Genomic DNA, 12,387 nt, shown 5'->3' with positions numbered 1-12,387 from the left:
ACTTTCGAGGCGCCGTATACCGAACGGTACGTACGGTGCTGTGAGAGGTCGGCACGGTGACGTGCCTCCTACTCGATAGTTGTTTTGTTAGCGGTAAATGTAATGCGGAAAAATTAAACCGGAAAGTGGGTGGAATCACCGCAGATCTGGGGCGAATAAATAAGAAAGTAGGGCGAATCACTTAAAATGGCATGTGGTTTTTGGCGATAAATGTAAGGTGGAAAAATTAACCCGAAAGTGGGTGGAATCACCGCAAATCTGGGGCGAATAAATAAGAAAGTAGGGCGAATCACTTAAAATGGCATATGGTTTTTGGCGATAAATGCAAGATGGAAATATTAAACCGGAAAGTGGGTGGAATCACCGCAGATCTGGGGCGAATAAATGGAATAGTAGGGCGAATCACTTAAAAAATGGGAATAATCATTAATGGTGTTCGGAGATTCAGAGAAGATTTTACCACCTGGAGGAGGATTTATGCCTCAGAAACACGAATACATTCTCAAAACTATACGATCCCAAGAGGTGAATGCCCATATGATTGCCAAAAAAAGAGTCGTTCCTTTAAAAATCAGGCAGCTTGAGGCATTGTTGAGAAGATTGCCGCCCAATCATCCGAAAATCCCCCTGATTGAACAGGACCTCATCAAGCGCCGCACCGGATACCGCGGAGAAAAGAATGTAGACTACCACCTCTCCTTCCTGCCGGATGAATATCTCATATTTCATGGCCTCCGTTTAGTGCATCAGCATCCTTTCCAGATAGATACCCTCATACTTGCTCCCTCATTTATCACAGCAGCTGAAATCAAGAACATTTCCGGCACGCTATTTTTTGAAAAGCACTCCCAGCAAGTAATCAGACAGTCCAGCAAAGGGGAGGACGGGTTTTCCAATCCACTGCTTCAAGTCCAGCGGCATAAAGTTCAGCTGCAAGGTTGGATGGAGAAGATGAAACTTCCAGAACTGCCGATCGAGCTGCTGGTCATCATCAGTTCCAATTCCACGATCATCAAAACCAACCCAGGTAATGAACACATTTAAAAACCTTGATCCATGCAGAACAGCTGCCTGGCAAGCTGGAAAAACTAGAACTTTCCTCTCCTTCACTAATTCTTAGCAGCAAAGAGCTGAACAAAGTGAAAAGATTACTGCTGAAAAACCACGATCCACTTTTTACATCTATCCTGGAATCATATAAAATTTCGCCTGAAGAAATCATCCGCGGAATCCAATGTCCTGGGTGCGAGCAGTATTCAATGTCCCGAATGTATGGCGGATGGATTTGCCAAGCGTGCTCCGGCGAGTCGAAAAATGCCCACATCCGCGCTATTCTCGACTATTTTCTATTGCTGGAAAACTCCATTACCAGCCAGCAATGCAGGAATTTCCTATTATACGATTCCAAAAAGAATATTTATAAATTTCTGTCTTCACTCAACCTCCAATCCTCCGGCACCACCAAAAACCGCCTATACCATTCCCCCTCGGAAGAAAACTGGGAGGACCTCGAAAACCTCCTGAATACTCCCGCCCTTCAAGACAAACCATAAGGAAAAATGCCGAAAGGAGCCTCCCATGAAAAAAATCTTCCTCATCATCAGTCTGTTTGCGCTTATGCTCAGTCCTCATGTGAATGCAAGGACATTACAAATCCCTCCGCTTCCGGCTGAACCGGAGGATGCAGAGCGTGTGGCAATTGTCCTGATGAAAGAAGGGCAAACCGAACAGGATCGGAATATCCTTCTCCGGCAGTACCCGGATTTAATTCTTAGGCAAAGTTTCCAGGAGGCATTGAACGGTTTTTCAGTAAAGGGTCCGGTCAAATCGCTGGACCGGCTTGCCAAAGAAGAGGAAGTCCAAACCATATCCCAGGCGGTCTCTTATCAGGCAGAAAGTGAGGATGGCATCAGCCTGATTGGGAGTCATACAGTCAGGGGGCTGTTTGATGAAAAGGGGGAGCGGCTGTCGGGGAAGGGTGTTACAATCGGTGTGATTGATACGGGAATTGATTATAATCATCCGGACCTGCGGAGGAATTACGCCGGAGGGCGTGACCTGGTGGACCAGGATGATGATCCGATGGAAACGGTGAGGACGGCAGGAGAGGATACTTTTCACGGTACCCATGTAGCAGGAGTGATTGCAGCCAATGGCAAAATGAGGGGAGTGGCGCCAGATGCAAAGATTATTGCCTACCGTGCGCTCGGTCCAGGCGGTGCGGGTACAACAGAGCAGGTGATTGCAGCCATTGAACAGGCCATAAAGGATAAAGTCGACATCCTGAATCTATCGCTCGGCAACAGTGTCAATGGCCCGGACCTGCCCATTAGCCTGGCCTTGAATAAGGCAGTCGATAAGGGCATTACCGCTGTCACTTCGTCTGGAAACTCAGGACCGAATACCTGGACAGTCGGCTCGCCGGGTACTGCCTCTAAAGCGATATCCGTCGGCGCCTCTACGCCAATGCTCCAGATTCCCTATCTTGATTTCGGCAGCGGAAAGAAAGTAAAACTGAATCCCCTTCAAGGCTCTTCTCTCTGGAATTTAGACCGCTCCTATGAGCTGGCGTTAGGCGGGCTTGGAAATCCTGAAGAGCTTAAGGGCATAAAAGGGAAGATTGCCCTCATTCAGAGGGGTGGCCTTACTTTTTCACAAAAAGCCAAAAATGCAAGGCAGGCAGGCGCGATCGCAGTCATTATCTACAATAATACAGACGGAAGCTTTGCGGGCAATCTTGAGGAGGATGCGGGGCTTCCGGTTGTGTCGCTTTCTAAGCAGGATGGGGACCAGCTGAAGAAGCGTCTGCAGGAAGAAACGGTGCTGGCCCGGACATATATAATAGAAGAAAAGGATATTCTTGCCGATTTCAGCTCACGCGGACCAGTGACCGATACTTGGGAAATCAAGCCGGATGTACTTGCCCCGGGTGTGGCTATCAGCAGTACGGTTCCCGGGGGGTATTTGCCATTGCAGGGAACAAGTATGGCTTCCCCCCATGTTGCAGGTGCATGTGCGCTGATTAAACAGGCCCATCCTGATTGGAGTCCGGAAGAAATCAAAGCCTCGCTCATGAATACGGCTCTGCCTCTTTATAATGAAGAAGGCATGCTGTACAGGACTTATGAACAGGGGGCAGGCCGAATCCAGGTCGAAGACGCGGTGAAGGCTCCTGCCTTAGTGACGCCTGCTTCACTTCAGTTTGGCAAGTTCAAGATAGCCGGGCGTGAGAATGAGCATGTCCGGTATCTGACTGTTAAAAATACAGGCAGCCGAACAGAATCGTATTCATTCACTGTACCTGCTAACATAAGCGGGATTGAATGGGAGATGCCGCTCGCCTTTCGCCTTGAACCCGGCGGGAAAAAGAAGGTCGCTATCAAGATGAGAATAGACCCGGAAGAATTCAAACAGAAAATTCATGATGGGCGGCTTGTCCTGAACGCTGGAGGCAGGAAAGTCGGCATCCCGTATTTGTATGTCCTCGAAGAGCCGGATTACCCGCGTGTCATGGGGTTCGATTTTGGCAGGGGAGACAATGGAGGGAGCTATCGCTATGAAGTCTACCTTCCCGGGGGAGCGGAAGAATTCGGTATTGCGCTGTTTGATCCTGATACACTCCGGTTCGTCCAGTTCCTTGACTGGAAGAGGGGAGCAGGCAAAGGCCAGATCCGCAAGGAATTAGCAAACGATGATCTGCCTCCGGACGGCGTCTACATTGCTCAGGTCTTTGCAAGGAAAGCCGGCAGGCAGGATATGATTGAGGCCTATCTGGAGGTAAGAAAAGAAGAGGAAGAGGGTGCGATTGGAGCGAGATAATACCTCGCTCCAATTGCAAGTTATTATTCGAAAAAAAATTCGAAAATAGTGTGAACAAAGACTTTTCCGTTACTGGAGTTTGTGAACTTTTTCACTCCGAATGCATTGACATTGACAGATGCCTATTGTATGCTTACAAAGGGTATAAAATGATAGGGTTTTCACAGATTTCATGCGGAAGAAAATAACCGCAATCTGCATGATATCAACAATGAAAACACTTACCTCAATTCAAACACCATTCTCTTTTCACTAGCAGGAAACCCTGCATTCTCAAGACATAAATACGTCAAAGGAATACATTTCCAGTGTGGAGGATGCGTTATCATGCGTCGAAAAGACCGCCACCCGTTTCAAGCCATGGCTTTAATGTCCGCCATCCTTTCCCAATTAGTAGGCTCCGTCCTGATCGGCATCTTCCTTGGAAGATGGCTTGATGATGTGATTGGAACCGAGCCGTTATTCCTGATAGTCGGATTGCTTATAGGATTGGCCGCAGGGACTTATGCCATGCTTCACCTGGTCAGACGTTTCTTTACAGGAGACTAACAGCCTATGCCAGACCTCAAAACAATGTTTATACGGCAGCGCAAATACATATTCCTACTGCTGTCAGTCTATGTTCTCGGCTGGGGGTTCACCTCTTATCAATCTATTTTTATGGGGCTGATAGTGGGGACAAGCCTGAGCCTGTTCAATTTATGGCTGATGGTAAGGAAGACGGACCAGTTTGGGGAAGCGGCAGCGAATGGCCAAAGGATGCGGTCTCTCGGGATGCTGTCGAGGATGGCGACGGCAGTGCTTGCCGTCATGATCAGCATGAAGTACCCGGATGAGGTGCACCTGATCAGCGTAGTTCTGGGATTAATGACATCATATATTGTCATTATGATAGATTATTTTCTTCAACTTTTTGTTTTACGTAAATAGCCGGGAAGAGAGGTGAATACTGTGCATCATGAAGCACCTATAGTTGAATTTCTTGGTTTGAACTTCAACTTGGCAAACATGTTGATGATTACAGTTGCCAGTGCCATTGTTTTCATCATCGCTGTTCTTTCCACTCGTACGCTCGCCATGAAACCAACCGGAATGCAGAACTTTTTCGAATGGGTCATGGATTTTGTAAAAAACATCATCAACAGTACGATGGACTGGAAAGATGGCGGAAGATTCCATATCCTTGGAATCACCATTATTATGTATGTTTTTGTTTCAAATATGCTGGGGCTTCCGTTCTCCGTGGTCATCAATGACCAATTATGGTGGAAATCGCCTACAGCAGACCCTGCCGTAACGCTGACTTTGGCAGTTATGGTGGTTGGATTGTCGCACTATTACGGTGTAAAGCTTCGGGGAGTAGGGGAATACGGAAAAGAATTTTTCCGTCCATTCTGGTTCATGTTCCCGATCAAGATCATCGAGGAGTTTGCCAACACGCTTACACTCGGCCTTCGTCTTTATGGTAACATCTATGCGGGTGAAATCCTGCTGACACTGATTGCCGGAAGCCTGGCAACAGGGTGGGTCGGACATCTGGCCGCGATTGTACCAATGCTTGCATGGCAAGGGTTCTCAATATTTGTCGGCGCGATCCAGGCATTTATTTTCTGTATGTTAACAATGGTTTATCTCTCCCATAAAGTGAGCTCTGACCATTAATATATACCTGTTCATTCTATGAACAAAACATTCAAACACTATATTATTTTATACAATCCTAAGGAGGAAATTTATAATGGGTCTTTTAGCAGCAGCAATTGCAATTGGTTTGGCAGCACTAGGTGCCGGTATTGGTAACGGTCTTATCGTATCACGTACAGTTGAGGGGATTGCCCGTCAGCCGGAAGCTCGCGGAATGCTTCAAACAACTATGTTCATCGGGGTAGCGTTAGTTGAGGCCGTGCCGATCATCGCAGTTGTTATCGCGTTCATGGTTATTGGTCAATAATTATAAGCAGTACACATAATGGCGAAGATCATGGATGTGACCCTTCGCCATTCCTTTATGCCCAGGTGCGGATGCGCCTTAATCTTGGAGGTCCGCTTAGCCTGTGCAGGCGGATGCAAACTGGCTTTTTGAATCTGAAAGAACCGAATTCATATGATGAAATTCGTTAACTTGTTGATAGGGAAAGTGGAAGACTCTTGAAGGGAGTGAATCGAGGGTGTTAGCAAGCAATTTAGTATTAGGCGCTGCAGAAGGCGCAGCACATACAGCATTCAACGGCGGGGATATCTTATTCCAGCTGGCTATGTTTATCATTTTGTTGGCATTGCTCAAGAAATTTGCATGGGGTCCTTTAATGGGCATCATGAAACAGCGTGAAGAGCATATTGCCAATGAAATCGGCGCGGCTGAACAAAGCCGTGTTGAAGCAAATAAGCTTCTGGAAGAGCAGAGAAGCCTTCTGAAAGAAGCACGCACAGACGCTCAGAACCTGATCGAAGGTGCGAAGAAGCAAGGCGACGTGCAGCGCGAGGAAATCATCGCCGCAGCGCGTGCTGAAGCAGAGCGCGTCAAAGAATCAGCTAAGCTGGAAATCGATCAGCAGAAAGAAAAAGCAGTTGCCGCAATCCGCGAGCAGGTTGCTTCACTGTCTGTCCTTATTGCTTCCAAGGTTATTGAGAAGGAACTGAGTGCAGCAGACCAGGAAAAGCTGATCAATGAATACATTCAAGAGGCAGGAGAAAACCGATGAGCGGCTCTACAGTAGCAAAGCGCTATGCGTTGGCTCTGTTCCAGCTTGCGAATGAACATCAGCTTCTTGGCCAAATGGAAGAAGACCTTCGCATCGTCAAAGATGTCGTAAACAATAATAAGGGCCTGGATGCAGTCCTGAAATCCCCGAAACTCGAGAATGATGAGAAGAAAGGGATCATCAAAACTGCCTTCGCGTCTGTTAATCCTTTAGTACTTAATACACTTATGCTATTGATTGACCGCCACCGTGAAGATCAATTCTCTGATCTTGCGGAGGAATTCATCAGCCTTGCGAATGACGCAAGGGGCATTGCGGAAGCAAAGGTCTACTCAGTCCGTCCGCTGACAGAGGCTGAGAGCAGCGAGCTATCTGCTGCATTTGCATCAAGGGTCGGAAAAACGTCCCTCCGCATCGAGAATATCGTGGACCCGGGCCTGCTCGGCGGCATCAAGCTCCGCATCGGAAACAGGATTTTCGACGGCAGCATGCGCGGCAAGCTGGAACGCCTGGAACGTCAATTATTAAGCTGAGATTTATAGATAGGGGTGAAACTCATGAGCATCAAAGCTGAAGAAATCAGTGCGCTGATAAAAAAGCAGATCGAAAACTATCAGTCGGAAATTCAAGTGAGTGATGTAGGTACAGTTATCCAGATCGGTGACGGTATCGCCCGTGCTCATGGCCTCGACAATGTCATGGCTGGAGAACTTGTTGAATTTTCAAACGGCGTTATGGGTATGGCACAAAACCTTGAAGAAAATAACGTCGGTATTATCATCCTTGGCCCATATACTGAAATCCGTGAGGGAGATGAGGTCCGCCGTACGGGCCGCATCATGGAGGTTCCTGTAGGACCTGAGCTGATCGGGCGCGTAGTCAACCCGCTTGGACAGCCTGTTGATGGCATGGGGCCAATCAATACAACTGTAACACGTCCGATCGAAAGCCCTGCACCAGGCGTAATGGACCGTAAATCTGTTCATGAGCCGCTGCAGACTGGTATCAAAGCGATCGACGCCCTCGTGCCAATCGGGCGCGGACAGCGTGAGCTTATCATCGGTGACCGCCAGACTGGTAAAACTTCCGTTGCCATCGATACAATCCTGAACCAGAAGGACCAGGATATGGTATGTATCTATGTAGCAATCGGACAAAAAGAATCTACTGTACGTAATGCAGTAGAAACGCTCCGCAAGACTGGTGCATTAGAGTACACAATCGTTGTGACAGCTTCTGCATCACAGCCTGCTCCATTATTGTTCCTTGCTCCTTATGCAGGTGTAACAATGGGTGAAGAATTCATGTACAATGGCAAGCACGTTCTTGTCGTATATGATGATCTTACAAAACAAGCAGCTGCTTACCGTGAGCTTTCACTATTATTGCGCCGTCCTCCAGGACGTGAAGCATATCCAGGGGATGTATTCTACCTGCACAGCCGCCTTCTTGAGCGTGCTGCAAAGCTGAGCGATGCGAAGGGAGCAGGTTCAATCACTGCACTTCCTTTCATTGAAACACAGGCAGGGGATGTATCTGCATACATTCCAACTAACGTTATCTCCATCACGGACGGACAAATCTTCCTTCAGTCTGACCTGTTCTTCTCAGGCGTACGCCCTGCGATCAACGCTGGTCTTTCTGTATCACGCGTCGGCGGATCTGCACAGATCAAAGCCATGAAAAAGGTATCCGGTACACTGCGTCTGGACCTTGCATCATACCGTGAGCTGGAAGCATTCGCCCAGTTCGGATCTGACCTTGATAAAGCAACACAAGCGAAGCTTAACCGCGGTGCCCGTACAGTTGAGGTACTGAAGCAGGATCTTAACAAGCCGCTTAAGGTTGAAAAGCAGGTAGCCATCCTGTATGCATTGACACGCGGCTTCCTAGACGATATCCCTGTCCAGGACATCCGCCGTTTCGAAGCTGAATTCCTTACATGGCTTGACCATAATAAGAAAGATTTGTTAGACCATATCGCTACAACGAAAGAGCTTCCTGCTGACGATGATATGGCTTCTGCGATCAACAGCTTCAAAAAGACTTTCGCAGTAACCGAGTAATAGCGCAAGTCCCAAGCAGAAAAAGCCTGATTCAGGCTTTTTCCCTTGAGGATGGATATCGCTGTTAAAGGTCTGACAATAGAAGGGCTGCCGGGGCTGCTCCTATGCGGGCAGGCTCTCAGCCTGACATTCTTTGAAAAGGGTGGTGAGAACCTGTGGCATCATTGCGCGATATAAAAAATAGGATCACTTCTACAAAGAAGACGAGCCAAATAACAAAGGCCATGCAAATGGTATCTGCGGCAAAAATGAACCGTGCAGAAATGAATGCTAAATCATTCGTTCCCTACATGGAAAAAATCCAGGAAGTTACTGCCAGCATCGCACTGGGAAGTACTGACGTATCCCATCCAATGCTGACATCCCGTCCCGTTAAAAAGACAGGATACCTGGTCATCACTTCCGACCGCGGATTGGCCGGGGCATACAACAGCAATATTTTGCGGACTGTATACCAGACCATCCAAAAACGCCATAAATCAAGTGATGAGTATGCAATCATCGCCATCGGCCGCATTGGGCGCGATTTCTTCAGGAAGCGCGGCATGAACGTCATCCTGGATATCGTGGCAGTTGCGGACCAGCCTGCTTTTGCGGAGATCAAAGATATCGCCAGCAAAACAGTCGGCATGTTTTCAGACGAAACATTTGATGAACTATATATCTACTACAGCCACTATGTCAGTGCAATTCAGCAGGATGTAACAGAGAAGAAGCTTCTCCCGCTGACGGATATTTCTTCTTCCGGCGGAAAGCTTACATCCTATGAATTCGAGCCTTCTGCAGAAGATATTCTGGAAGTTCTCCTTCCGCAATATGCAGAAAGCCTGATCTATGGCGCGCTGCTGGACAGCAAGGCCAGTGAGCACGCGGCCCGTATGACAGCGATGCAGAGTGCGACGGATAATGCGAAGGAGCTTATCAATTCGCTTAGCCTAAGCTACAACCGTGCGCGTCAGGCGGCCATTACCCAGGAAATTACCGAAATCGTCGGCGGCGCGGCAGCGCTGGAATAATAAATGCCAGTCCTGGACGCTTATAGAAGCTGCTGCTTAGGTGCCTTCACTGCTGATGGCGCCATAGCATCTGCATCTTACGGCACAGGCCAGGCAAGCAAGATAGAGATGCCCGACTGATATCATGCCAGGCGCAATCCTCTATTGAATTGAAATATTAGGAGGGAAAATGATGAACAAAGGACGCGTTCTTCAAATCATGGGTCCGGTTGTTGACGTAAAGTTTGACAGCGGCGAGCTTCCGCAAATCTACAATGCTTTAACAATCTCAGTCCCTGCGCGTAACGAATCTGAAGTTGCAATCAGCTTAACCCTTGAAGTTGCCCTTCACTTAGGTGATGATACAGTTCGTACTATTGCCATGGCTTCTACTGACGGCTTAACCCGTGGTGCTGAAGTTATTGACACTGGTGCACCTATCTCTGTACCAGTTGGGGATATCACTCTTGGACGTGTATTCAACGTACTTGGTGAAACAATCGACCTTGATCCGGCACTCCAAGCCGGCATCCGTCGCGACTCCATCCACAGGGAAGCACCTAAATTCGAGCAGCTTTCAACTGAGGTTGAAATCCTTGAAACTGGAATTAAAGTAGTAGACCTTCTTGCACCTTACATCAAAGGTGGTAAAATCGGTCTATTCGGTGGTGCCGGTGTAGGTAAAACCGTTCTGATCCAGGAATTGATCAACAATATCGCCCAAGAGCACGGCGGTATCTCCGTATTCGCCGGTGTCGGCGAGCGTACACGTGAAGGTAATGACCTTTACCACGAGATGACCGACTCAGGCGTAATCAAGAAAACGGCGATGGTATTCGGCCAGATGAACGAGCCGCCGGGAGCGCGTATGCGTGTTGCCCTGACAGGTTTGACAATGGCTGAATTCTTCCGTGATGACCAAGGACAGGACGTTCTTTTCTTCATGGATAACATCTTCCGTTTCACACAGGCAGGTTCTGAGGTTTCCGCCCTGTTAGGCCGTATGCCTTCAGCGGTAGGTTACCAGCCGACCCTTGCAACAGAAATGGGACGCCTTCAGGAACGTATCACATCTACTAACGTAGGTTCTGTTACTTCCATCCAGGCAATCTATGTACCAGCCGATGACTATACGGATCCGGCTCCAGCAACAACGTTCGCTCACTTGGATGCGACGACTAACCTTGAGCGTAAGCTTTCTGAGATGGGTATCTACCCTGCGGTGGATCCTCTTGCTTCAACTTCCCGTGCCCTGTCACCGGAAATCGTTGGAGAAGAACACTACTCAGTAGCGCGCCAGGTTCAATCAACGCTTCAGCGTTACAGAGAACTTCAGGATATCATCGCGATCCTCGGTATGGATGAGCTTTCTGACGAAGACAAGCTTGTTGTACACCGTGCACGCCGTATCCAGTTCTATCTATCACAGAACTTCCACGTTGCCGAGCAGTTCACTGGCCAGAAAGGTTCTTACGTTCCGGTTAAAGAAACTGTTAAAGGCTTCAAAGAAATTCTTGAAGGCAAATACGACCATCTTCCAGAAGATGCTTTCCGCCTTGTCGGAACGATCGAAGACGTGCTTGAAAATGCGAAAAGCATGGGCGTAGAGGTCTAATTTCGGACCAGGAGGGTAAAAAATGAAGACGATCAAAGTCAGTGTTGTTACTCCCGATGGCCCGGTGTACGAATCAGATGTGGACATGGTCAGCACCAAAGCTCAAAGCGGCGAGCTTGGCATCCTGCCTGGACATATTCCAATGGTCGCACCGCTGCAAATTGGAGCCGTCCGCCTGAAGAATGGCGGAAATACTGAACTCTTGGCAGTCAATGGCGGCTTCATCGAAGTCCGTCCGGATCAAGTAACGATCCTAGCGCAATCCGCTGAGCAATCAGAAGGAATTGACATCGAGCGTGCCAAAAGCGCCAAACAGCGCGCCGAACAGCGCCTCGCCGATCAAAAGCGTGACAACATCGACGCCAAACGGGCCGAACTAGCCCTCCAAAGGGCAGTTAACCGTATTTCAGTTGCTGAAAGAAGAATATAATTAAAAACCTCCGGTAAATGCCGGGGGTTTTTTGTTGGTTGCTTTTAATGATAACAAGGAGTAAATTGCATTTTTGGGTATCGGATGAAGAAGTCTTATTCTTTGCGGCAGGATAGTGAAAGAATGGTTTTAAAAAAAAAGGAAGTCTTATCCTTACTTGAGTAAGCGACACCAAGCTTAAAAATAAGCGGAGATTTTCCGGTTATGCAGCTGAACATGGCTCGGTCGGGTGTAAATAAGCGGAGAAATTCCAGTTAATAAGACTGAAGTTGCCCATTAACCTGTTTTTTGAGTCGATAGCCGGAATTTCTCCCTTTATTTTAGCTATTTTTAGAGAATTTTTTAAAATAGAGGGATTTTCTCCGTTTATTTTTTCGTCAAGAATCCATAAATATCATAAAAAACCCTGTTGATTGCAGTGGAAGGCACGCAGACTCCTGTGGGAGATAGCGGCAGAGCTGAGACCCCGCAACGCGCAAGCGTGAGGAGGCTCAGCGCCGCCCCACGGAAAGCGAAGTGCCTGCAACGGAAATCAGCAGCCCCATACCAATAGAAAACCAAGGACATAAATTGTTTATACCGTATCTTAAGTGCCTGTCGGAGTTTTTTAAGTAAATAGTTTGTAGCTCCTCAGTGATCTTTTCATAAATCCATTAAAATTAAAAAAACCTGTTGATTGGAGTGGAAGGCACGAAGACTCCTGTGGGAGATAGCGGCAGGGCTGAGACCCCGCAACGCGCAAGCGTGAGGAGGCTCAGCG

At 48.0% G+C, this 12,387-nt stretch carries 12 protein-coding genes; all 12 read left to right on the top strand.

Annotation, left to right across the window (positions count from 1 at the left end; genetic code table 11):
* The first annotated feature begins 537 nt into the window (after positions 1-537).
* Positions 538-1,044 (top strand): nuclease-related domain-containing protein, encoded by a 507-nt coding sequence (locus RBB45_RS19320; protein ID WP_306010208.1) that lies wholly within the window; start codon positions 538-540, stop codon positions 1,042-1,044.
* A gap of 534 nt (positions 1,045-1,578) precedes the next feature.
* Positions 1,579-3,819, top strand: coding sequence for a S8 family serine peptidase (locus tag RBB45_RS19315; protein ID WP_306010207.1), 2,241 nt, complete (start codon positions 1,579-1,581; stop codon positions 3,817-3,819).
* A 327-nt stretch (positions 3,820-4,146) separates the two neighbouring features.
* On the top strand, positions 4,147-4,368 hold the full coding sequence (locus RBB45_RS19310; RefSeq protein WP_022544500.1) for an AtpZ/AtpI family protein: 222 nt from the start codon (positions 4,147-4,149) through the stop codon (positions 4,366-4,368).
* 6 nt (positions 4,369-4,374) lie between these two features.
* Entirely contained in the window at positions 4,375-4,749 is a 375-nt protein-coding gene (locus tag RBB45_RS19305) for an ATP synthase subunit I (protein WP_009792629.1), read from the top strand.
* 21 nt (positions 4,750-4,770) lie between these two features.
* The gene (atpB, locus tag RBB45_RS19300) at positions 4,771-5,481 is read left to right on the top strand and encodes a F0F1 ATP synthase subunit A (protein WP_009792630.1); all 711 of its coding nucleotides are present in this window, start codon (positions 4,771-4,773) and stop codon (positions 5,479-5,481) included.
* Between the two features lie 76 nt (positions 5,482-5,557).
* The gene (gene atpE, locus RBB45_RS19295; RefSeq protein WP_009792631.1) at positions 5,558-5,770 is read left to right on the top strand and encodes a F0F1 ATP synthase subunit C; all 213 of its coding nucleotides are present in this window, start codon (positions 5,558-5,560) and stop codon (positions 5,768-5,770) included.
* A 217-nt stretch (positions 5,771-5,987) separates the two neighbouring features.
* Positions 5,988-6,521: a F0F1 ATP synthase subunit B gene (gene atpF / locus RBB45_RS19290; protein ID WP_009792632.1), complete on the top strand. Its 534-nt coding sequence runs from the start codon at positions 5,988-5,990 to the stop codon at positions 6,519-6,521.
* Complete coding sequence (locus tag RBB45_RS19285; protein WP_009792633.1) at positions 6,518-7,054, top strand: F0F1 ATP synthase subunit delta; 537 nt, start codon at positions 6,518-6,520, stop codon at positions 7,052-7,054. Before atpF ends, RBB45_RS19285 begins: the two co-directional genes overlap by 4 nt.
* A gap of 24 nt (positions 7,055-7,078) precedes the next feature.
* Positions 7,079-8,587 (top strand): F0F1 ATP synthase subunit alpha, encoded by a 1,509-nt coding sequence (gene atpA, locus RBB45_RS19280; RefSeq protein ID WP_009792634.1) that lies wholly within the window; start codon positions 7,079-7,081, stop codon positions 8,585-8,587.
* Between the two features lie 155 nt (positions 8,588-8,742).
* The gene (locus RBB45_RS19275; RefSeq protein WP_009792636.1) at positions 8,743-9,603 is read left to right on the top strand and encodes a F0F1 ATP synthase subunit gamma; all 861 of its coding nucleotides are present in this window, start codon (positions 8,743-8,745) and stop codon (positions 9,601-9,603) included.
* A gap of 172 nt (positions 9,604-9,775) precedes the next feature.
* The gene (gene atpD, locus RBB45_RS19270) at positions 9,776-11,197 is read left to right on the top strand and encodes a F0F1 ATP synthase subunit beta (protein WP_009792637.1); all 1,422 of its coding nucleotides are present in this window, start codon (positions 9,776-9,778) and stop codon (positions 11,195-11,197) included.
* Positions 11,198-11,219: 22 nt separating this feature from the next.
* A complete protein-coding gene (locus RBB45_RS19265; RefSeq protein WP_009792638.1) occupies positions 11,220-11,627 on the top strand; it encodes a F0F1 ATP synthase subunit epsilon in 408 nt (135 codons plus the stop codon).
* Positions 11,628-12,387 lie beyond the last annotated feature (760 nt).

This window comes from Bacillus sp. MMSF_3328 (genome assembly GCF_030733525.1).
Classification (GTDB): Bacteria; Bacillota; Bacilli; order Bacillales; family Cytobacillaceae; genus Bacillus_AB; species Bacillus_AB infantis.
The sequence above is the reverse complement of the archived record's forward strand: the minus strand, read 5'-3'. Positions and strand labels throughout refer to the sequence as shown.

Bases quoted from the DNA above. Each gene is read 5' to 3' on its own strand.
- RBB45_RS19320 (WP_306010208.1), top strand. From the start codon at position 538: ATGATTGCCAAAAAAAGAGTCGTTCCTTTAAAAATCAGGCAGCTTGAG.
- RBB45_RS19315 (WP_306010207.1), top strand. From the start codon at position 1,579: ATGAAAAAAATCTTCCTCATCATCAGTCTGTTTGCGCTTATGCTCAGT.
- RBB45_RS19310 (WP_022544500.1), top strand. From the start codon at position 4,147: ATGCGTCGAAAAGACCGCCACCCGTTTCAAGCCATGGCTTTAATGTCC.
- RBB45_RS19305 (WP_009792629.1), top strand. From the start codon at position 4,375: ATGCCAGACCTCAAAACAATGTTTATACGGCAGCGCAAATACATATTC.
- atpE (WP_009792631.1), top strand. From the start codon at position 5,558: ATGGGTCTTTTAGCAGCAGCAATTGCAATTGGTTTGGCAGCACTAGGT.
- RBB45_RS19285 (WP_009792633.1), top strand. From the start codon at position 6,518: ATGAGCGGCTCTACAGTAGCAAAGCGCTATGCGTTGGCTCTGTTCCAG.
- atpA (WP_009792634.1), top strand. From the start codon at position 7,079: ATGAGCATCAAAGCTGAAGAAATCAGTGCGCTGATAAAAAAGCAGATC.
- atpD (WP_009792637.1), top strand. From the start codon at position 9,776: ATGAACAAAGGACGCGTTCTTCAAATCATGGGTCCGGTTGTTGACGTA.
- RBB45_RS19265 (WP_009792638.1), top strand. From the start codon at position 11,220: ATGAAGACGATCAAAGTCAGTGTTGTTACTCCCGATGGCCCGGTGTAC.